This is a genomic window from Caulobacter sp. Root343, from assembly GCF_001425745.1.
Taxonomy (GTDB): Bacteria; Pseudomonadota; Alphaproteobacteria; order Caulobacterales; family Caulobacteraceae; genus Caulobacter.
Window position 1 is genome coordinate 776,181 of record NZ_LMDF01000007.1, and the last position, 20,572, is coordinate 796,752.

The 20,572-nt window shown below is 67.8% G+C and carries 21 protein-coding genes and 1 pseudogene; 12 read left to right on the forward strand and 10 right to left on the reverse strand.

Annotated elements, in window-relative coordinates; all coding sequences use genetic code 11:
- Positions 1 to 20: 20 nt before the first annotated feature.
- Complete coding sequence (locus ASC70_RS16145; RefSeq protein WP_056051782.1) at positions 21 to 833, reverse strand: universal stress protein; 813 nt, start codon at positions 831 to 833, stop codon at positions 21 to 23.
- A 106-nt stretch (positions 834 to 939) separates the two neighbouring features.
- Here ASC70_RS16145 and ASC70_RS16150 point away from each other — a divergent pair, with 106 nt between their 5' ends.
- The 4 genes and pseudogenes from ASC70_RS16150 to ASC70_RS16165 all read left to right on the forward strand — a co-directional run bounded on the left by ASC70_RS16150 (position 940) and on the right by ASC70_RS16165 (position 3,457).
- Positions 940 to 1,584, forward strand: coding sequence for a YfbR-like 5'-deoxynucleotidase (locus ASC70_RS16150; RefSeq protein WP_082539749.1), 645 nt, complete (start codon positions 940 to 942; stop codon positions 1,582 to 1,584).
- A pseudogene (locus ASC70_RS16155) lies at positions 1,550 to 2,589 on the forward strand (hypothetical protein); the annotation flags it as partial. The gene ASC70_RS16150 and the pseudogene ASC70_RS16155, both read left to right, overlap by 35 nt.
- A gap of 53 nt (positions 2,590 to 2,642) precedes the next feature.
- Entirely contained in the window at positions 2,643 to 2,903 is a 261-nt protein-coding gene (locus ASC70_RS16160) for a hypothetical protein (protein ID WP_047405327.1), read from the forward strand.
- A 98-nt stretch (positions 2,904 to 3,001) separates the two neighbouring features.
- On the forward strand, positions 3,002 to 3,457 hold the full coding sequence (locus tag ASC70_RS16165) for a hypothetical protein (RefSeq protein ID WP_056051788.1): 456 nt from the start codon (positions 3,002 to 3,004) through the stop codon (positions 3,455 to 3,457).
- Here ASC70_RS16165 and ASC70_RS16170 read toward each other — a convergent pair.
- Together ASC70_RS16170 and ASC70_RS16175 are read right to left on the reverse strand one after the other, a co-directional pair.
- Positions 3,444 to 4,364: a sterol desaturase family protein gene (locus ASC70_RS16170; RefSeq protein WP_056051790.1), complete on the reverse strand. Its 921-nt coding sequence runs from the start codon at positions 4,362 to 4,364 to the stop codon at positions 3,444 to 3,446. The genes ASC70_RS16165 and ASC70_RS16170 overlap by 14 nt on opposite strands.
- A complete protein-coding gene (locus ASC70_RS16175) occupies positions 4,364 to 4,747 on the reverse strand; it encodes a hypothetical protein (protein ID WP_056051792.1) in 384 nt (127 codons plus the stop codon). The genes ASC70_RS16170 and ASC70_RS16175 overlap by 1 nt, the downstream gene beginning before the upstream one ends.
- Positions 4,748 to 4,848: 101 nt before the next feature.
- On the opposite strand from ASC70_RS16175, the gene ASC70_RS16180 reads away from it, so the two are divergent.
- Together ASC70_RS16180 and ASC70_RS16185 are read left to right on the forward strand one after the other, a co-directional pair.
- Positions 4,849 to 5,838: an ATP-dependent DNA ligase gene (locus ASC70_RS16180; protein WP_056051795.1), complete on the forward strand. Its 990-nt coding sequence runs from the start codon at positions 4,849 to 4,851 to the stop codon at positions 5,836 to 5,838.
- On the forward strand, positions 5,835 to 6,389 hold the full coding sequence (locus tag ASC70_RS16185; protein ID WP_235519425.1) for a DNA-3-methyladenine glycosylase: 555 nt from the start codon (positions 5,835 to 5,837) through the stop codon (positions 6,387 to 6,389). Before ASC70_RS16180 ends, ASC70_RS16185 begins: the two co-directional genes overlap by 4 nt.
- A gap of 63 nt (positions 6,390 to 6,452) precedes the next feature.
- Here ASC70_RS16185 and ASC70_RS16190 read toward each other — a convergent pair whose 3' ends face one another.
- Positions 6,453 to 6,986, reverse strand: a complete 534-nt coding sequence (locus ASC70_RS16190) for a porin family protein (RefSeq protein ID WP_056051803.1) — start codon at positions 6,984 to 6,986, stop codon at positions 6,453 to 6,455.
- Positions 6,987 to 7,213: 227 nt separating this feature from the next.
- Between ASC70_RS16190 and ASC70_RS16195 the strand changes: the two genes are divergently transcribed.
- A complete protein-coding gene (locus ASC70_RS16195; protein ID WP_056052843.1) occupies positions 7,214 to 8,329 on the forward strand; it encodes a beta-ketoacyl-ACP synthase III in 1,116 nt (371 codons plus the stop codon).
- A gap of 146 nt (positions 8,330 to 8,475) precedes the next feature.
- Here the strand turns inward: ASC70_RS16195 and ASC70_RS16200 are convergent, their stop codons facing one another.
- Entirely contained in the window at positions 8,476 to 9,663 is a 1,188-nt protein-coding gene (locus tag ASC70_RS16200; protein WP_056051806.1) for a M48 family metallopeptidase, read from the reverse strand.
- A gap of 182 nt (positions 9,664 to 9,845) precedes the next feature.
- On the opposite strand from ASC70_RS16200, the gene tcyJ reads away from it, so the two are divergent.
- From tcyJ to recG, 5 genes are all read left to right on the forward strand, one after another.
- Positions 9,846 to 10,631, forward strand: a complete 786-nt coding sequence (gene tcyJ / locus ASC70_RS16205; protein WP_056051808.1) for a cystine ABC transporter substrate-binding protein — start codon at positions 9,846 to 9,848, stop codon at positions 10,629 to 10,631.
- Between the two features lie 3 nt (positions 10,632 to 10,634).
- A complete protein-coding gene (gene tcyL, locus ASC70_RS16210; protein WP_047405311.1) occupies positions 10,635 to 11,294 on the forward strand; it encodes a cystine ABC transporter permease in 660 nt (219 codons plus the stop codon).
- A complete protein-coding gene (locus ASC70_RS16215; protein WP_056051811.1) occupies positions 11,291 to 12,031 on the forward strand; it encodes an amino acid ABC transporter ATP-binding protein in 741 nt (246 codons plus the stop codon). Before tcyL ends, ASC70_RS16215 begins: the two co-directional genes overlap by 4 nt.
- A 147-nt stretch (positions 12,032 to 12,178) precedes the next feature.
- Positions 12,179 to 12,481 (forward strand): hypothetical protein, encoded by a 303-nt coding sequence (locus tag ASC70_RS16220; protein WP_047405307.1) that lies wholly within the window; start codon positions 12,179 to 12,181, stop codon positions 12,479 to 12,481.
- A gap of 40 nt (positions 12,482 to 12,521) precedes the next feature.
- Positions 12,522 to 14,621, forward strand: a complete 2,100-nt coding sequence (recG, locus tag ASC70_RS16225; protein ID WP_056051814.1) for an ATP-dependent DNA helicase RecG — start codon at positions 12,522 to 12,524, stop codon at positions 14,619 to 14,621.
- Between the two features lie 7 nt (positions 14,622 to 14,628).
- On the opposite strand, the gene ASC70_RS16230 is transcribed toward recG, so the two are convergent.
- From ASC70_RS16230 to rfaD, 5 genes are all read right to left on the reverse strand, one after another.
- Positions 14,629 to 15,573, reverse strand: a complete 945-nt coding sequence (locus ASC70_RS16230) for a DUF808 domain-containing protein (protein ID WP_056051817.1) — start codon at positions 15,571 to 15,573, stop codon at positions 14,629 to 14,631.
- Between the two features lie 32 nt (positions 15,574 to 15,605).
- On the reverse strand, positions 15,606 to 16,760 hold the full coding sequence (locus ASC70_RS16235; RefSeq protein WP_056051819.1) for a DUF3089 domain-containing protein: 1,155 nt from the start codon (positions 16,758 to 16,760) through the stop codon (positions 15,606 to 15,608).
- 44 nt (positions 16,761 to 16,804) lie between these two features.
- Complete coding sequence (locus ASC70_RS16240; RefSeq protein ID WP_056051821.1) at positions 16,805 to 18,007, reverse strand: acetyl-CoA acetyltransferase; 1,203 nt, start codon at positions 18,005 to 18,007, stop codon at positions 16,805 to 16,807.
- A gap of 9 nt (positions 18,008 to 18,016) precedes the next feature.
- Positions 18,017 to 19,483 (reverse strand): hydroxymethylglutaryl-CoA synthase family protein, encoded by a 1,467-nt coding sequence (locus tag ASC70_RS16245; protein ID WP_056051824.1) that lies wholly within the window; start codon positions 19,481 to 19,483, stop codon positions 18,017 to 18,019.
- Between the two features lie 86 nt (positions 19,484 to 19,569).
- Positions 19,570 to 20,571, reverse strand: a complete 1,002-nt coding sequence (gene rfaD, locus ASC70_RS16250) for an ADP-glyceromanno-heptose 6-epimerase (protein ID WP_056051827.1) — start codon at positions 20,569 to 20,571, stop codon at positions 19,570 to 19,572.
- Position 20,572 lies beyond the last annotated feature (1 nt).

Below are 20,572 nucleotides of genomic sequence, written 5' to 3' on the forward strand. Positions count from 1 at the left end.
TCTTCCAAAGAAACAGCGTCCTAGTGCGACAGGAACAGGGAGGGCCCGTCGCTGTTCAGCAGCGTGCGGGTGGTGCCCCCGAAGATGAATTCCTGAAGCCTGGGATGACCGAACGCGCCGACGACCAGGAGGTTCGCGTTGGTGTCGCGCGCCGCGCCCAGCAGCAGGCCGGCGGCGTCGCCATTGCCATCCAGGACCTTCACGGTCGCCCGGACGCCGCGCGCGGCCAGGAATTCCACGAGGCGCTCCAGTTCAAAGGCGCGTGACGAGGCGCCGGGGGCGCCGGCCACGATCACCGAACCAGCCTTTTGCAGCAGCGGCAGGGCGGTGCGCATGGCGCGGCTGGCTTCCTTGCCGCCGTCCCAGGCGACCAGGACCGCGCCGTCGACCTTGAAGCCGGCGCGCGCCACCAGGGTCGGGCGTTGCTCGTCGGCGACCAGCTGCTGGAACGACTCGGCCAACGGGCCCTTGCCGCGCGCCGAGGCGTCGTCGAACACGATGACGTCCGAAAGCCGCCCTTCCATGGCCAAGCCCGCCCAGACCGGCGAATCCAGGGTCACTACACGCGTGCGGGGATAGCCGGTCTCGGCCGCCAGCTTGCCGACGGCGCGGGCGCCTTCCAGGGCGGCTTCCTTCAGGCTTTCCAGGGCGGTGACCTGCACGCCGCCCATGAAGCCCTCGCCCATCCAGGGCATCAGGTCGGCCATGTCGGCCGGCGCGTGCACGCAGGCCAGCTCGGCCTGGAACGCGCTCGCCAGGGCCGCGGCGGAGGTCAGAACGCCCTGGTCGTTCGGGGTTCCGGCCAGCGGAACCATGATTCTCGCCCAACTCATGATCGAACTCCCTTCAAGGGCATTTCCACAGATGACGGCGACGGGCACATTGATCTTTCTCAACCGATGCGCCAGTCAAACCACCTTCACCGTAAGGAACGATCTCGTGGCCAAAGGGCTGCATAGGGGCGGACCGCCCCGTGCCTGGCAAAGAATGCTCTCCGGCCGGCGGCTCGACCTGCTCGATCCGTCGCCAATGGACATCGAGATCGAGGACATCGCCCATGGCCTTGCCCGCGTGGCTCGATGGAATGGGCAGACGATCGGCGACCATGGCTTCTCGGTGGCCCAGCACAGCCTGGTGGTCGAGGAGATCGCCACGCACATCAAGCCCGACCTGGAGCCGCGCTGGCGCCTGGCCGCCCTGCTGCACGACGCCAGCGAGTATGTGATCGGCGACATGATCAGCCCCTTCAAGGCGGCGCTGGGGGTCAGCTACAAGGATTTCGAAGCCAGGTTGGAAGACGCGATCCACATCCGCTTCGGTCTGCCGGTGAAGACCCCCGCCCCGATCAAGAAGCTGATCAAGCAGGCCGACCGCGCCTGCGCCTTCTTCGAGGCCACCCAGCTGGCGGGCTTCGAGCACGCGGAATCGCTGTCGATCTTCGGCGCGCCGCCGGTGGGCTATGACCTGCGCATCGTCCCGCAGCCCCCCTTCGAAGCCCAGGCGCGCTACGTCCAGCGCTTCCACGTGCTCTCGCGAGCAGCCGGCTACGAGTCCGCCCCCGGCGCGGCGTTCGAGACCGAATGAGCGCCCTCGCATGAGCCCGCCAGCATGAGCGCTTCGGTCGTCATCGGCCTTTCGGCGGTGGTCGTCGCGATCCGCGACGGCGAGGCCGTGGTCCTGACCGTGCGGCCGCACGACGCCGTCACCGACATCGCTTCGCCGCTCTCGGGTCTGCCGTTCGGTCCGTTCGATCCCGAGGCGCACCGCACCTTCGAGCTGGGCCTGCGGGCCTTCGTGACCCAGCAGACCCGGTTCCAGCTGGGCTATGTCGAGCAGCTCTACACCTTCGGCGACAAGGGCCGGGACGCCCCACGCGCCGAGGTCGGGGCCGGCGCGGCGCGGGTCGTCTCGGTCGGCTATCTGGGCCTGACGCCCAAGGCGGTCGACACGGACGCCCCTGACACCGCCTGGGCCCCCTGGAGCCGCTTCTTCCCCTGGGAGGACTGGCGCGCCGGTCGCCCGGCCCTGCTGGACGACGCCATCGCGCCGGCCCTGCGCCGCTGGGCCGGCGACGACGCCGCCAAGTGGTCGCGCGCGCGCCTGGCCTTCGCCCTGGACGGCGCACCGTGGAACGAGGAGCGCGTGCTCGAGCGCTACGAGCTGCTCTACGAGGCTGGCCTGGCCCCTGAAGCCGCCCGCGACCGGGCCCGGGCCGACGGCCACGATCCCGCCGAACCCGCCGCCCTGTCGGCGGCTCTCGGCGATCCGATGATCTCCGACCACCGGCGGATCCTGGCCACCGGGCTGTCGCGCCTGCGCGGCAAGATCAAGTATCGCCCCGTGGTGTTCGAATTGACTCCCGAGGAGTTCACCCTCTCGACCCTGCAGCGCACCGTCGAGGCCATCGCCGGGGTGCCGCTGCACAAGCAGAACTTCCGCCGGGTGGTCGAGCGCGAGGAGCTGGTCGAGGGCCTGGGCCGCCTCGACGCCGAAACTGGCGGCCGTCCCGCCGAGCTGTTCCGCTTCCGCCGCGAGATGCTGGCCACCCGCCAGGCGACGGGCCTGTCCCTGCCGCTGTTGCGCGATTAAGGCCCACCTTAACCTTGGCCCTGTAGACCTGCGCCGGAACCAGGAGCGGGCTGTTGGACAACGTCCTGATCTATTGCGCCTACATGGCGATGGCCGCCTTCATCGCCTGGACCCTGTTTCGCGGCGTGAAGACCGGCGTCCTGGCCGGTGAAAACTATCGCTATCACCGCGACGCTCAGCCGCTGGGCTTCGCGCTCAGCTTCGCGCTGCGGATCCTGGTGATCGGCTTCTGCCTGGCCGGGATGGGCCATGCCCTGGGCTTGAACGGCGATCCGATGGCGACCCTGAGGAAGGCCCTGGGTCCTTTCGCCTGAACGCGAAATCACCCCGGCGGCCGTTGCAACAAGCAGGCAATCGAAGCGCAACAAACCCGGCCCAGCGTCCGCCCAGCCTTCATCCTGGGAGATCGACCATGCGGTTCAAACTCTTCTTGCTGGCGTGCGGCGGGGCCGTGATCGCGACCGGGGCCAGCGCCCAGGCGCAACGCTACGACGTGACGGTCGCCCGACATGCGCCGTCCTCGGGCTATCATAAGCTGCACGTCGAGAGAGCCGCCGTCGGCAGCACGCCGGTCCGGATCTGGGCCAACAGCGCCATCGACCCCGACTGCTCCGCCCATCAGCCCGCCGCGACCTTGACCATATTGGAGCCGCCGGCGCACGGCGTGGCGACGGTCGACGACGAGCCCTATTTCGCCGCCTTCCCGCCGGGCAATCCGCGCGCGGCCTGCAACAATCGCAAGGTGCCGGGACACCAGGCCTTCTATACCGCGGCGTCCGGCTACGCCGGCCACGACCGGCTGGTGCTGCAAGGTTCGTCGCCCGACGGCGCCGTGCGCCGGATCGCGGTCGACATCACGGTGCGCTAGAGGCCTTCTCAGCTTCCAGCCGCGCCCGCCACCTGGCCTTCAGCGTGTGGGAGGTGTCGCGGGAGCCGTCGGGACTCCAGCCCGGCGGACCGAAGACGTAGCCCAGGGCTTCGCGCGGCGACTTCGCGCCGGCCACGTCCTTGGCGATGCCGATCCACTCGTGGAAGACATTGTGCAGCAGGTTGAAGTTGCCCAGGTTCTTCACCGTGCCGTAGCGGCAGGGCTCCTCATCGATCTCGGGGATGAAGGTGCCGAACAGGCGGTCCCAGATGATCAGGATGCCGGCATAGTTGGCGTCCAGGTAGCGGGCGTTGCGGGCGTGGTGCACGCGGTGATGCGAGGGCGTGTTGAACACCGCTTCGAACCAGCGCGGCATGCGCTTGATCGCCTCGGTGTGGATCCAGAACTGGTAGACGAGGCTGATCCCCTTCTGGATCGCCACCATGGCCGGCGGAAAGCCCAGGAACGTCAGCGGCAGCCACAGCAGCCACGTGCCCGCGACGCCGCCGGTCCAGGTCTGCCGCAAGGCGGTCGACAGGTTGTAGTGGGTCGAGGTGTGGTGATTGACGTGGCTTGCCCACCAGAAGCGCCGCTCGTGGGATATGCGATGAAACCAGTAGTAGGTCAGGTCTTCCAGCAGGAAGATGACAACCCAGGCCCAGATCGCCGTCATCGGGATCGTGAAGATCCGATGCTTCCAGATCCAGACGGTCGCGGCGAAGATCACCCCGCCCACCAGCAGGCCGGCCACAGTGCTGCCGAAACCCATGGACAGCGACATGGCGGTGTCTCGCGTCTCATAGTTGGCCTTGGCCTTGCCGAGACGGCCCAGCAGGATTTCCAGGATGATGGCCAGCACGAAGAACGGGATGGCCAACTGGACAGGATCGAATGGGGCTTTCAGCATCAGGCGAGCTCTTTCGGCGGCCAGACGTCGTCGTTGACGGCGAACACGGGGCGGGCGTCAGGCAAGCGGACGACGAGGCGGCCGCTGGTCGGTTTCAGGGCGGCGACGGCGGACCAGGGAAGATCGCGGGCGACATAACCGTCGCCACGCCGCCACAGCACAAGGGCCAGATCGCCCGCGCGGGCGATGACCCCCGCCCCGTCAGCGGCGATCCAGACCGCGTTCGGCCGGTGTTCGGGAAATTCCTGGGTCAGCAGCGCCCGGGCCGCTTCGGCGTCCAGCGGCGGGGTCGCGCGGGCCACGCCCATCCAGGCCGCGAACGCCACGAGCAGGATCACGGCGACGATCGAGCCGCCCAGCTGTATCAACAGCGCCTTGTCCAAGATCCCCCCTAACTTATTGCCGTTCAGATTGACGGCTCCGCGCGGGCCGTCAAGCCTGCGCGGCCGGTGAACGATTTGCGGGCCGCTCGGTTTGAACCTTCATGACCCACTCGCCTGCCCGCCTGACGCGCGCCGTTCCGATGGAGGCTCAATCCGCCGATCACCTGCCGGATGGCCCCGGCTGGTGGTACGAACCCAAGTGGGATGGCTTCCGCTGCCTCGCCTTTCGCGACGGCCCCGCGGTGATCCTTCAGGCCAAGTCGGGCAAGCCGCTGACGCGCTACTTTCCCGAGGTCGTCGCCCGGCTTGCCGCCATCGTGGAGGAAGGCTTCGCGATCGATGGCGAACTGCTGATCCCGACCGGCGAGACCTATTCGTTCGAGGCGCTGCAGATGCGGCTGCATCCCGCCGAGAGTCGCATCCGCCGGCTCGCGGGCGAAATCCCCGCCGTGCTGGCCGCCTTCGACATGCTGCAGGCGCCCGACGGGACGGATCTGCGCGCCGCGCCGCTGAGGGAACGCCGCGCGGCGCTGGACCGGTTTCTGAAGCGCCACGGCGGCCCCGAGCTACTGCTGACCCAAGGCACGGAGGATCGCGCCCAGGCTCAGGCCTGGCTTGATGAAGGCAAGCTGGAAGGGATCGTCGCCAAGCGGCTGGACGGTCCGTACGCCGAAGGCGAACGGACGATGGTCAAGGTCAAGCGGCAGAGGACGGCCGACTGCGTGGTCGGCGGCTTCCGCTATGGCAGGGATGGAAAGCTGGTCGGCTCGCTGCTGCTCGGGCTCTATGACGAGGCCGGCCGGCTTGACCATGTGGGCTTCACATCCGGCCTCGCCGCCGCCGACAAGCCCGAATTGACGCGACGGCTGGAAGCCTTGGCCGGCGGCAGCGGCTTTACGGGCGACGCGCCCGGCGGTCCCAGCCGCTGGTCGGACGAGCGCTCCGCCCAATGGACGCCGCTGAAGCCGGAAATCGTCGTCGAGGTCTCCTTCGACCATGTCTCGGGCGGACGCTTCCGGCACGGGACGAAACTGCTACGCTTCCGTCCCGACAAGTCGCCCGAGCAATGCCGCATGGACCAGATCGCGTGATCGATCTCACCCTGCCCTCACAAGAGCTAGCCCGGCAGCTGATCGGCGCCCTGCTCACCTTTGACGGTGTCGGCGGGATCGTGGTCGAGACCGAGGCCTATGACGCCGACGATCCGGCCTCCCACGCCTTCTCGGGCCCAACCACGCGCAACGCGCCGATGTTCGGTCCCGTCGGGCGCGCCTATGTCTATCGTTCGTACGGTCTGCATTGGTGCCTGAACATCGTCTGCGGCCCACGCCCTGGCGCGGCGGTGCTGTTCCGCGCTCTGGAGCCGACCCTGGGCCTGGACCGGATGATCGCGCGACGCGGCCTCATCGATCCGCGCCAGCTCGCCGCCGGTCCCGGTCGGCTTTGCCAGGCGCTGGGGATCGACGCCACGCACAACGGACTTTCGATGACGACGCCGCCTTTCCGCCTCGAACCCCCGCCGGCGGCGGTAGAGGTGATCGAAGGCCCGCGTATCGGCATCACCAAGGCCGTGGACCAACCCTGGCGCTACGGCTTGAAAGGATCGCGGTTCCTCAGCCGACCGTTCAGATCTCTTGTCTAGTCCACACGGAAACGGCGCGCCCCGCGAAAGGGCGCGCCGTCCTCATGGCGTGAAAGCTGTCGCTTAGAAGCGGCGGACGTAGCCCACGGCCACCGTATTCGAGCTGAGATCGCTCTTGGTGTATTCCGACTTCGTCCAGTCGGCGCGGATGCCGTTCTTGTCGTCGAACTTGTACTCGGCGCCGACGCCGTAGTTCCAGCTGTCGCGGCTGCCGTCGAACTCGGTCGCGGCCGGATTGTTGGTCTTGAACTTGGTCGTGCCGTAGCCGGCGCGGGCCAGAAGATCGAGGTTCGGGGTCACCGGCAGGTAACCCACGGCGTAGCCCGCGACCTGGTGTTCCATCTTCACATTGGCTGGACCGGTGGGCGTATAGACCGTGTCGCTATCGACGCCGCCGGCCGCCTCGGCCTCGACGCCGAAATTAGGCGTAAGTTTGGCGCCGACGCGTCCTTGAATAGCGCCGGTATCAGCGCCTCTTGTCCGAGTTTGGCCATAGTTCAGAGAGCCGTACACTTCGGTCGAATTCTGAGCCTGAGCATAAAGCGGGGCCGCGAGAACCGAACCAGCGACCAGGGTAGTGGCGATGAGAGTCTTCATTGTTGTACTCCAATTCTACTCGTAGTCTTCAGCTCCCTCAGCCAGCCTAGGGCTAGGCCGATAACGCGGCGGGCATGGGGCGGTTCACGGCCCCGTTTAAGGTCATTGGGTGTCGTGACCGAAATGCCGCAGGGATGACGGGGGCGTCTTCCATGCTATCTACGGGTTCAAACAAGCGTCAGAACGCGGGCTCAAAGCGGCCCGCGCGCATCATCGGGACCGCCGTCTTGCCGCAAGCCGTCATCGCCGCCACGGGGCTTTTCACCCCGCCCCACAGCATTTCGAACACCGAGCTGGTCGAGGCCTTCAACACCTTCGTGGGGCGCTTCAACGCCGCCAACGCCGAGGCCATCGCGGCCGGCGACGTCGTCGCCCTCGCCCCGTCCTCGCCCGAGTTCATCGAGAAGGCGTCGGGCATCAAGTCGCGCTTCGTGATGAACAAGGACGGCATTCTCGATCCGGACCTGATGCGGCCGGTCATCCCCGAGCGCTCGAACGACGAACTGTCGATCCTGGCCGAGATGGCGGTCGAGGCGGCCAAGCAGGCGATCGCGCGCTGGGGCAAGCCCGTGTCGGAGATCGGCGCGGTGATCTGCGCGGCCTCGAACATGCAGCGCCCCTACCCCGCCATGGCCATCGAGGTGCAGCAGGCCTTGGGCATCGACGGCTTCGCGTTCGACATGAACGTGGCCTGCTCGTCGGCCACCTTCGGCATCAAGACCGCCGCCGATTTCGTGACGACCGGCAGCGCCAAGGCGGTGCTGATGGTCAATCCCGAGATCTGCTCGGGCCACCTGAACTTCAAGGATCGCGACAGCCACTTCATCTTCGGCGACGTGGCCACGGCCGTCATCGTCGAGGACGCCGACCAGGCCACGGACGGCTGGGAGATCCTGGGCACGCGCCTGAAGACCCAGTTCTCCAACAACATCCGCAACAACTTCGGCTTCCTGAACCGCGCCGCGCCGGAAGGCGAAGGCGCTCGCGACAAGCTGTTCGTCCAGGAAGGCCGCAAGGTGTTCCGCGAAGTGGTGCCGATGGTCAGCGAGATGATCATCGAGCACGCTGGCGACCTCGGGATCGATCCGCACGCCCTCAAGCGCCTTTGGCTGCACCAGGCCAACATCAACATGAACGAGATGATCGGCCGCAAGGTGCTGGGCCGCGATCCGACGCCGGAAGAGAACGTCATCATCCTGGACGAGTACGCCAACACCAGCTCGGCCGGCTCGATCATCGCCTTCCACACCGCCAACGACGACTTCGCGGCGGGCGAGACGGGGCTGATCTGCAGCTTCGGGGCGGGCTATTCCGCGGGTACGGTGTTCGTGCGCAAGCGGTAGGTCTCACCACGCCCGACCTTCCCGGCGAAGGCCGGGACCCAGATCGAGCCCATATGAGCGGCGGCGAAATGACAAGGGCGGTTGGCGCGAAAGCTCCAGCCGCCCTTGATGTATCTGGATCCCGGCATTCGCCGGGGAAGGTCGGATCAGTTGGTCGACTTCGGATGCGTCGCCTTCCAGTCCATGGCGCGGCGAACCCGCACACCCACGGCCGGGTGGTCGTAGAACAGCGCCTCCTCCAGCTTCGACGGCGTCGCGGCGCGGTATTCGATGGTCTTGACCAGCGCCTTTGACAGGCCGTCCGGCTCGTTGAAGTTCACCAGACTGTAGCGGTCGGCGTCGCTCTCGATCTCGCGGATCAGGGTGTTGGCGATCGGCCCGCCGATCAGGCCCAGCACCGTCATGATCACAGCCAGCACTGGCAGGCCGGCTGGGTCGGCGATCCCCGTCACGCCCTTGGCGTTAAGCGCCGAGGCGAACCACGGGAACGTCCTGTCGACGATGAAGAAGGCCGCGACGGCCAGGACGGCGAAGATGCCGGTGATCCACAGCGAGTGCTGGTGGGCGTAGTGGCCCATCTCGTGACCCACCACGCCGCGCACCTCGGCGATGTCTGCGCCCTTCTTGAACATGGTGTCGCTCATCGCCACCCGGGCCGAGCCGCCCAGGCCCGAGACATTGGCGGTGTAGGCGTTGGACTGCTTGGAGCCGTCATAGACGAAGATCTTGTCGCTCGGGATGCCGACCGACTTGGCCATGGCCACGACCTCGTCGCGGACCGGACCGGCCGGCGCGGGCGTGTACTGGTTGAACAGCGGCTCGATATAGATCGGCGCGATCAGCATGCTCAGCACGATGAAGACCGCCGTCAGCCCGCCGGCCCACAGCCACCACAGGCGGCGCGCGCGGCGGATCAGCAGGTACAGCAGCGCCAGGAACAGCGCCGTGAACACGACCGAGATCGCCGTCGACGTCAGGTTTTCGCCCAGCCAGCCGCTAAAGGCCTGGCTGGTCAGGCCGTACTGCTTCTCGCGCCACCAGTTCGAATAGACCGTCCAGGGCAACTCCAGCAGCCAGCTGAAGGCCATGAAGACGGCCGCGACGGCCAGGCTGGCCAGGAACGGCCGTCCCTTTTTGCGCTCGACGCCCTGCTCGATCCTGGTCAGCACGCCGGTGCGGATGATGATCCAGGCGGACACGATCGAGACGACGAAACCCCACAGCAGCAACCAATGGCCGCCCTGGGTGTAGTGCTGCGCCTTGACGTGCGCTTCGGGCGGCAGCTGCGCCAGATAGGCGGCCGTGGCGGCCGCGGGATCGAAAGATTGAGCCATGTCCCCTCTCCCCAGAGATGAACTTGGGAACACGCCCCGAGTCCGCCGCCGGCGTCAGCTTAAATCGAGGTCATGATCCGTGTACGGCGAAGCCTGGGCCGGCAGGCGGTCATGTTCGGACTGGCGAACGACGCTGTCCCGTATAGAACTGCGCGGGATTGTTTCGTCCAAGGGTCTGTCCGATGCGATTCCCTGCCCGCCGCGCCGTGCTTTCCGGTCTCGGTGTTTCGTTGCTCGCCGCCTGCGCCAAGAAGCCAGACGCTGGCGCCAGCAGCTGGGACCGGATCAAGGCGTCCGGAACCTTGCGCATCGGCCTGGAGGGTACCTATCCGCCCTTCAACTTCCAGGACAAGAGCGGCCAACTGGCCGGTTTCGAGGTCGATTTCGCCAAGGCCCTGGCCGCCCAGCTGGGCCTGCGTCCCGAGTTCCACCCCGCTCCGTTCGCCGGCCTGCTGGGCTCGCTGGAATCGGGCCGCGTCGACGTGGTGATCAACCAGATCACCATCACCCCCGACCGCCAGGCCAAGTACGACTTCTCCGAGCCCTATACGGTGTCGGGCATCCAGATCATCACCCTGAAGAGCAAGACCGGCCTGACCAAGCCCGAACACCTGGCCGGCAAGAAGGTCGGGGTTGGCCTGGGCACCAACTACGAGCAATGGATCCGCGCCAACGTGCCGACCGCCGACGTTCGCACCTATGACGACGATCCGACCAAGTACCAGGACCTCAAGGCCGGTCGCACCGACGCGGTGCTGAACGACCGCCTGGTCGCCGCCGACTTCGTCAAGACCTCGCCCGACTTCGTGGCCTCGGGCCCGCCGTTCGCGGCCCAGGGCGCGGGCGTGGCGATGAAGAAGGACCCGGGCCTGAAGATCGTCATCGACCAAGCCATCGACGCCCTGCGCAAGAGCGGCCGCCTGACCGCGATCTCGCAGCAGTGGTTCGGCATGGACGTGACCCGCTAGGCCATGGAGACCGGCTTCGACCTCCTGCGCCAATCCGCGCCCCTGTTGCTGAAGGGCGCCGGCTACACCGTCCTGCTCAGCATCATCGGCATGAGCATCGGCGTCGTGCTCGGCTTCGCCCTGGCCCTGATGCGCCTGTCGCGCGCGCCGCTGCTGCGCTGGCCAGCCGCCGTCTATGTCTCGGCATTTCGAGGCACGCCGCTGCTGGTGCAGCTGTTCCTGATCTACTACGGCCTGCCGCAGTTCGGGATAGAGATGCCGGCCCTTCTCGCCGCCGGCATCGGCTTTTCGCTGAACGTCGCCGCCTATGCGTGCGAGATCCTGCGCAGCGCCATCGCCAACGTCGACAAGGGCCAGTGGGAGGCCGCCAGCGTGCTGGGCATGAGTCGGAGCCAGGCCCTGCGCCGGGTGATCCTGCCCCAGGCCGCCCGCACCGCCGTGGCCCCGCTGTCGAACAGCTTCATCAGCCTGGTCAAGGACACCTCGCTGGCCGCGACCATCCAGGTGCCCGAACTGTTCCGCCAGGCCCAGCTGATCACCGCCCGCACCTATGAGATCTTCACCATGTACCTGGCCGCGGCGGCCATCTACTGGATCGTCTCCACCGCGCTCGCCGCCGTGCAAGACCGGCTGGAGCGCCGCGCTGCGGAGGGCCGCCGATGAGCGCGATCGACGCCAAGGGCCTGTTCAAGAGCTTCGGCGATACGCCCGTCCTGGCGGGAGTCGACCTGACCGTCGTCCCCGGCGAGGTGGTGGCCATCATCGGCCCCAGCGGCTCGGGCAAGAGCACCCTGCTGCGCTGCCTGGCCGGCCTCGAGCCGCTGAACGGCGGCGACCTGACCATCGCGGGCGTCACGGCGGGCGGCAAGACACCCCTGGCCAGACAGCTGAACGGCCGTGTCGGCTTCGTCTTCCAGAGCTTCAATCTGTTCCCGCATCGCACGGCCCTGCAGAACGTGGCCGAGGGCCCGATCGTGGTTCGCAAGGCCGAGCCCGCCCAGGCCCACGCCAAGGCCCGCGCCTTGCTGGACAAGGTTGGGCTGGGCGGTCGCGCCGACGCCTATCCGGCGGCGCTCTCGGGCGGTCAGCAGCAGCGCTGCGCCATCGCCCGGGCCCTGGCCATGGATCCTGAGGTCATCCTGTTCGACGAGCCGACCTCGGCCCTCGATCCCGAACTGGTGGGCGAGGTCCTGGCCGTGATCCGCGACCTGGCTGTCGAAAAGCGGACCATGGTCATCGTCACTCACCAGATGGATTTCGCGCGAGATGTGGCCGATCGCACGATTTTCATGGACGGCGGCGTCATCGTGGAGCAAGGACCGTCCCGTCAACTTCTCGCCTCGCCGCGCGAGGAGCGGACTCGTCGGTTTCTGGCCAGGTCAGGCGTCCTCCAACCTTAGTCTGGGGTAGCCATAATTTGGCCCACGGGACGCTTCACGTCCTGGTAGCGCGTTAGGCGAAAGCGTAGGCGGCTTCGCTGCCCAGGCGCGTTCTAAACATTTGAATCCAAAGCCCTACGCCGGGTGGCTTTTTTTGGCGAGGACAGCGTGAAGCCTTACATCGAACTCAAGGGCGCCTCGGGCGCCGTCTATCGCTACAAGCTGGCCGAGAACGGTGACCCCAACACCACGATCGCCGGCAACTATGTCTATGTCGACAACAAGGGGACCGTCGTCTATGCGGGCGAGGCCAACAATCTGGTCGACTCCAAAACCCGCTGGTCGGAAGCCTATGCGCGCTACGGCGCGACCTGGCTCTATACCCGTCTGAACGTTTCGGGCGCCTCGCGCGCCGACGAGTATTCGGACATCGTCATAGCCCTCACGCCCGTAATGAATCAGGCCGACTAGGGCCTGTTCCGGGGCGCGGACGCGGCTAAGGTCGCGACGGATGCGCCCTGAGATTCTCTTTCCCCTGTTTACCTCGGTGTCCACGCTGAAAGGCGTGGGCCCCCGCGTCGCGCCGCTGGTCGAGAAGCTGGCCGGCCCGATCGTGCGAGACGTGCTGTTCACCACGCCGGTGGGCTTGATCCGTCGCTCGGTGACCACGGTCGATCAGGCGGTCGAAGGCCAGGTCCAGACCTTCGTCGTCACCATCGACGCTCACCAGCCGCCGCACCGGCTGGGCCAACCATGGAAAATCCGCGCGTGGGACGGCAGCGGCTTCCTGACGCTGATCTGGTTCAAGGGCCATGGGCCGCACCTGGAGCGTCAGCACCCTAAGGGCGCGCGTCGGGCGGTCAGCGGCAAGGTCGAACGTCCCGACGGCTTCGCCTCGGAACTGCAGATCGCCCATCCCGACTATATCGTGGCCGAGGAACGGGCTGGCGACATCCCCGAGGTCGAGACGGTCTATCCCGCAACGGCGGGCCTGCCCTCGCGCACCTTCCGCAAGTTTGCGCTCGAGGCCCTGGAACGCACGCCCGAGCTTCCCGAATGGCAGGACCCCGCCTGGCGCGAGCGCGAAAAGCTGCCCGGCTGGCGCGAGGCCCTGACCGTCGTCCACGCACCGACCAGCGAGGCCGATCTTTCGCCCCTGGCCCGCCCCCGTCGGCGGTTGGCCTACGACGAGCTGCTGGCCCACCAATTGGCCCTGGCCCAGCGCAAGGCTTCGCGCCGGGCGCATCCCGGCCCACGTATTTCGGCCGGGCCGCTGTCCGACGCCGCCGAGAAGGCCCTGCCGTTCAAATTGACCGGGGCCCAGATCCGATCCCTTTCGGAGATTCGCGGCGACCTGGCCTCCGGAGAGCGGATGAGCCGCCTGCTGCAGGGCGACGTCGGCTCAGGCAAGACGGTGGTGGCCCTGCTGGCCATGGCCGACGTGGCCAACGCAGGGCTGCAGTCGGCCCTGATGGCGCCGACCGAGATCCTGGCCCGCCAGCACTTCGAGACCATCGCCCCGCCGCTTCAGGCCCTGGGCCTGTCGGTGATCCTACTGACCGGCCGTGACAAGGGCCCGGGCCGCGCGGCCAAGCTGGCGGGTCTGGTCGACGGGACTCACCAGGTCGCCGTCGGCACCCACGCCCTGTTCCAGGACGACGTCGCCTTCAAGGCCTTGGCGTTCACCGTGATCGACGAACAGCACCGCTTCGGCGTCAACGAGCGGCGTCGCCTGCAAGACAAGGGTCCTGCTGGCGTGGACTGGGGCGTCCATCTCCTGGCCATGTCGGCCACGCCGATCCCGCGCACCCTGGAGTTGACAGTGTTCGGCGACCTGGACGTCTCGCGCATCGACGAGAAGCCGCCGGGCCGCACGCCCGTCGCCACCCGCGCCGCGCCCATCCCACGCGTGCCGGAGATCGTCGATCGCCTGCGCGTCGCCATCGCCGGCGGAGCTCAAGCCTTCTGGATCTGCCCGCTGGTGTCCGAGTCCGACAAGGTCGACCTGCGGGCCGCCGAGGATCGCGCCGCCGATCTGCGCCAGCAGCTAGGCCCCAGCGTAGGCCTTGTTCACGGCCAGATGCCGGCCGCCGAGAAGGACGCGGTCATGCAGCGCTTCGTCGATGGCGAGGTCAGCGTCCTGGTCGCCACCACGGTGGTCGAGGTCGGGGTCAATGTCCCCAACGCCAGCATCATGGTCATCGAGCACGCCGACCGCTTCGGCCTGGCCCAGCTGCACCAGTTGCGTGGTCGCGTCGGCCGGGGCGCGCGCGAGAGCTCCTGCGTCCTGCTCTATGATCCCCCGCTGTCGGAAGTGGCCCAGCAGCGCCTCGACATCCTGCGCCGCAGCGACGACGGCTTCGAGATCGCCGAGAGAGACCTGGAACTGCGCGGCGGCGGCGACCCGCTGGGCCTCAAGCAGAGCGGCTTCCCGGCCTATCGCCTGGCCGATCCCGTGGCTCACCGCGACCTGATCGCCGTGGCCGCCGACGACGCCCGCCTGATCCTGGCCCGCGACCCGGACCTGACCTCACCGCGCGGCCAGGCTCTGCGGATGCTGCAGGAACTGTTCGACTGGAAACCCGCCTCGCCGCTTCACGACGCGGGTTAAACCGCGCTCAGTGCGCCGCCGCGCCCTTGCGGTGGTGCCAGAGGTGCATCACGCCAGCCAGGACGCCGCCGATCGCGAAACCAACCACCGCCGAGCCGAGCGCAAAGGCCAGCCAGCCGGTCAGGGCGCCGATCCCAGGAACCTGCCCAGCCCAACGCGAGAAGCCTGCGACCCAATGCGGGATCGGCGTCAGGTGGAATTTTTCGAGGCCGTGGACGATGATGCCGCCGCCGACCCACAGCATGGCCGCCGTGCCGATCACGGTCAGGCCTTCCATGGTCCAGGGCATGGCCTTGACCAGGCCCCGGCCGAACCCCCGCAGTCCGGGCGACCGCCCTCGCGACAGGTGCAGGCCGATATCGTCCATCTTCACGATCAGGGCGACGACGCCGTAGACGCCGATGGTCAGCAGCACGCCGACCAGGGCCAGGGCGCCCGCCTGGATCGCCAGAGGCTTGTCCGAAACGTCGGCCAGGGCGATCGCCATGATCTCGGCCGACAGGATGAAGTCGGTGCGGATCGCGCCGCCTACCTTCTGCTTTTCCAGCTCGGGGCCGCTCAGCGCCAGCTCCTCGATCGCCTCGCCCTCGCTTTGCGGCGTGAAGGCTTCCAGCACCTTTTCGGTCGCCTCGAAGGTCAGATAGGCGCCGCCACACATCAGCAGCGGCGTCACCGCCCACGGGGCGAAGGCGCTCAGCACCATGGCCCCGGGCAACAGGAACAGCAGCTTGTTGCGCAGGGAGCCCAGAGCGATCTTCCAGACGATCGGCAGCTCACGGTCGGGCGTGAAGCCCAAGGCGTAGCCCGGCGTCACCGCCGTGTCGTCGACCACCACGCCCACGGCCTTGGTGCCGGCCTTGCCGGCGGCGGCGCTGACGTCGTCCAGCGAGGCGGCGGCGAGCTTGGTGATGCCGGCGACGTCATCGAGCAGGGCGGCGAGACCGGAGGGCATGGAGCATCCTGGGCAGAGTTGAGCGCCCACGCCTAAGGCGCGCCGGCCTCGCCGTAAAGTCGCGACGGGCTTGCCGGACGCCCTGTCATAGCCGCGACCCTGACCTGGGCGTCGGCCTCGAGGTCGGCGTAGAACAGGTTGTAGGCGTCGACCTTGCGGCGATCGGCCCACGAGCCACTGTCGCGCAGCGAACTGGACTTGGGCTTGCTGGTGCGCAGCAAACCGTTCTCGCATCTCGCCGAGACCTGGCGCTGCAGGAAGGCTGGTCGAGCGCCCCAATCCAGGCCCGTGGCGTTGGTCGCCCCCAGGTTCAGCCGCGCCGGCGCCCGCTCCAGGGTGACCCCGCCCAGCAGCGGGTTGAAGCACAGGGGCTCGCGATGCTCGAGATTGACCAACTGATCGGCCCCGTCCCAGACCAGCGAGCGGCCCATCAGTTCCTGGACGCTGCGGAAGTCGCCTTCCTGGGCCGACGCCCAGGCGGCGACGCATTGGGTCTCGCCCCGCCGTTCGCAGGCCGGCAATGGAGAGTCCGGGGCGTATTCGTCGGCCGGAACCACGGTCTCGATCAGATAGGCGGCGACCAGGCGGCGCTTCAGATCCGGCTTGGTGGCGACCTCTTCGCGCAGCAGCCGCGCGGCCAGGGAGCCGCCCTGCTCCACCCCGACCACGATGAACGGCCGGTCGTGGCCATAGCGCGACAGATAGGTCCGGAAGGCCTGCAGAACGTCGCCATAGGCGAAGCGCCGGGCGTCGCGGGCGTCGTCGCGCAGGGTCAGATAGGTGTAGAGGCTGGCTTGCCGGTAGCGCGGCGCGAACACCCGGCCCACGCGGTCGAACGGCCCGGCGTAGTTGGGCAGCACCACCCGCGACAGGAAGCGGCTGGCCTTCGGCTGGTCGATCCCGCCGTTCCAGTCACGACCGCCGTCGAAGGTGGTCGGATGGACAAAGAAGACATCGACCGACCGATCCACGGGCGCCACGCCGTCAGCGTCGCGGGGCAGCAGCGCCCAGGAGGCGCGCTTGCCGTAATCCGGGGCCGGCGGCGGGTGATAGGTCAGGAACGGGACCTTGGGGTCCAGGGCGTTGCTGAGGATGTCGTAGCGCCAGATGAACGCCGCCGCGATGACCAGCGCCAGGAACAGCGCCACGCCCGCGAAGATCCAGCGTCTCAAGCCAATGACACCCATGGACTCGTGGGTACACCAAGCCCCGCCTGGGATTAAGCCCTTTCCTACGCGTCTTCCCGGCCGATGATCGCCACCGAACAGACATTGCTGGCCGGTGCGCCGCCCAGGTTGTGGGTCATGCCGAAAACCGGGTCGGACAGCTGCCGCTCGCCCGCGCGGCCTTGCAGCTGCAGATACATCTCGTAGAGCATGCGTAGGCCCGACGCGCCGATCGGATGGCCGAAGCACTTGAGGCCGCCGTCGATCTGGCACGGCACGCCGCCGTCGGCGTCGTAGAAGCCGTCCAGCACGTCGCGCCAACCCTGCCCCTCCGGCGAGATGAACAGGTCCTCCATGGTCACCAGCTCGGTGATCGAGAAGCAGTCGTGCACCTCCATCATCGAGATCTGCTCGCGCGGTCGCTCGATGCCGGCCTCCTTGTAGGCTTTGCCCGCGGCGATGCGGGCGGTGTGGAAGTGGCTGCCGTCCCAGCCGTTGTACTGGCTCTCGTAGCCGTTCGAGACCGACAGCTGCAGGGCCTTGACCGTGGTCAGGTTCCGCTTGCCCAGGCTTCGGGCGATCTCGGGCGTGGTGACGATGGCCGCCGCCGCGCCGTCCGAGACGCCGCAGCAGTCGAACAGGCCCAGCGGCTCGGCGATCATCGGCGCGTTGAGGGCTTGGTCGACGGTGATCGGCTTGCGCAGGTGGGCCTTGGGATTCTTGGCCCCGTTGGCGTGGCTCTTGACCGAGACGTGAGCGATGGCGCGCTTTAGGTCATCCTTCGAGACCCCATGCTTGGCGCGATAGGCGCTGGCCAGCTGGGCGAAGTTCCCCGGGGCCGAGCCGTTGGGCATGACCTGCGGGTTGAGCGTGCCAGGGTTGCCGGCCGGCAGGCCGCCATAGCCGGTGTCCTTCAGCTTCTCGACGCCGACCGCCAGGGCGATGTCGGCCGCGCCCGCCGCCACGGCGTAGACCGCGCCCCGGAAGGCCTCCGAGCCCGAGGCGCAGAAGTTCTCGACCCGGGTGACGGCGATGTTCGGCAGGCGCAGGGCGATCGACAGCGGCGTGCCGCCCTTGCCCGAGCCGATCTCGTCGATGTGGGTCGAGAACCAGGCCGCATCCAGCTGAGTTGGCTCGACACCGGCGTCCTGCATCGCTTCCAGATAGGCCTCGACCATCAGGTCATCGGGGCCCGCGTCCCAGCGCTCGCCGAACTTCGAACAACCCATCCCGAGGATGGCGACCTTGTCGCGGATTCCCTGTGGCATGGTCGCCTCCTATTCCGCCGCTTGAGCGGTTTGAGCCGCGATCGCCGCCCGGTCCGGCGCGGCCTTCCAGAAGTAGCGGACGAAGCCGCGCTTCTCGTCGACGTCCTTGATGCGGAACACCATCCGTACCGGCAGGCCCGTCTCGACATCGCCCGGCGCGACGTCGGTGATGTCCATCATGATCCGTCCGCCGCCTTCGAAGACGATCATGCCGTAATGGTTGGGCGGGTTCATCGAGAAGGTCAGATAGTCGGCCGAGTAGCTGAGCACCGAGGCCTTGCGCTCGGCGAAGCGGTACGGCTCCTGGGTGTCGACGGCGGGGTTGTTGGGCGCGACCGAGATGCGGGTGCGCGGAAACTGGACGACGCCGGTCTCGCGACAGCGCCCGCCGACCAAGCCCAGGATCATGTCCTCGTTGCGGTAGAGGGTGGTCAGGGCCGTCTTGTTGTCCTTCTCGGCCCGCATGCCCTTGTCCCATTCGATCAGACCGTTGAAGGTCAGGAACTTCAGGTAGTTGGTTTCTTCTTGACGGTCGGCCAGAGCGCCCGTGACGCCGCGCGCAGGGCGCTGGCCCTGACCGGTGGCGCGGAACACCAAGGCCTCGGCGCCCTGGCCGAACTGGGCGACCAGGATGGTCTCGCCGACCTTGGCCTCTTCAAGCGCGTGCGCCAGCATGATTGGCCCGTGCGCGCAGCCGGCCTCGCCCATCACCGCGGCGAGATTGTCGCGGACGGCCTCGGGCCGGATCCCGATGGTTTTGGCCAGGCTCGCGGCCATGCCGGCGAAAGTGGACGGGAAGCAGAAATGGTCGATATCAGAGGGGCTTAACCCCGCGACTTCAAGCGCTCTCTGGATGGCCGGCGGGACCAGCTTGACGATGCCCTCGTCACGGATCCAGCGCTCCTCCCAGTAGTGATCGAAGCCGCCGTCATCGCCGCGGAAGTGGTCGACGAAGTCATCGGTGACGCTGCCACGCCCAAGCAGCTCGGCCGCGCCGGCCCCCTCCGTGACCACGAAGGCCGCCGCGCCATCGCCAAAGTCCAGCTCCTGCGCCGAGGCCGCTCGCGCCTTGCGGTGCTCGCCGACAGCGACCAGGGCGGTTCCGCCGCTAACCAGGGCCTGTCCCAGCGCCGTCAGTCCGCAGCGCTGCGAGCCGGTGACGTCGCTGGCGCGGATCGATTTCTCCAAGGTCAGGGCCGCCGAGACGATCCCGGCGTTCAGCCGGTCCGCGAACGGCGCGGTGGTCGAGGCGAAATAGAGGGCGTCGATATGGGAGCGGTCGTCGGCCGGCCCCAGCGCGTCGCGAGCCGCCTCGACGGCCATGGTCAGGGCGTCCTCGTCCCAGTTGGCCATGGACCGCTCGCCCTTGCCCTTGGCCTTGAGGTTGGGCGCGACCCAGGCGTTGGCCTCGGTCACGGCCTTGCGGCTCAGACGAAGACGCGGCGCATAGGCGCCCCAGGCGGCGATGCCGGCCATGACCAACTCCCTGGCGTCGAGGTTTCCGCCCCGATCTCGAAAGTCAGCCTACGCCGGCGCCTGCGCTCCGCAACCGTGCCCTGACGTCAGCGATACGGGTCCTCGGTATTGAGATAGCCGGCCACATAGTCGGCCACCCCGTCCTCGAGCGGCGTCATCGGGGCGTCGTAGCCAGCCGCGCGCAGGCGGCTCATGTCGGCCTGAGTGTAGTACTGGTACTTGCCGCGCAGCACCTCGGGCATGTCGATATAGGTGATGTCGGCCTCTCGCCCGGCCGCCGCGAACGCCGCCACGGCCAGGTCGCGGAACGAGCGCGCGTGGCCCGAGCCCAGGTTGAAGACCCCGTTCACGGCCGGGCTCCTGGCCAGCCAGGCGATCACGTCGACCACGTCGCGGACATAGACGAAGTCGCGCAGTTGGCCCCCGTCCTCATAGTCCGGATGGTGCGACTTGAAGAGCTTGACGCCCTCGCCAGCGGCGATACGCGGCCAGATCTGGGCCACGACCGACTTCATGCCGGCCTTGTGCTCCTCGTTCGGGCCATAGACGTTGAAGAACTTCAGGCCCGCCCACTGGGCCGGGGCGCGGCCGCGATGGGCCTCGCGCACGGCGTAGAGGTCGAACAGGGCCTTGGACCAGCCATAGGCGTTCAGCGGCCGCAGCGCCTTCAGGGAGTCGAGATCATCCTTGCCTTCGAAGCCCAGGGTCCCGTCGCCATAGGTGGCCGCCGACGAGGCATAGATCAGGCGCTTGCCATGCTCGGCGCACCAGTCCCAGAGGTCGCGCGACAGCACGAAATTGGACTGCACGATCTTGTCGGCGTCGGCCTCGGTGGTCGAGGACACCGCGCCCATGTGGATGATTAGCTCGACGCTCTCGCCCTTGCGCGCCAGCCACTCGGTCAGCTGCTCGGGCGCCACGAAGTCGGCGATCGGGTGCTTGGCGATGTTGCGCCACTTGCCGCTGGCCGCGTCGCGCAGGCGATCGCAGACCACGACGTCCAGCGACGGATCCTCGCAGAGGCGGGCCACGACGTTCGAGCCGATGAAGCCCGCGCCGCCAGTGACGAGAACGATGCGACGGCTCATG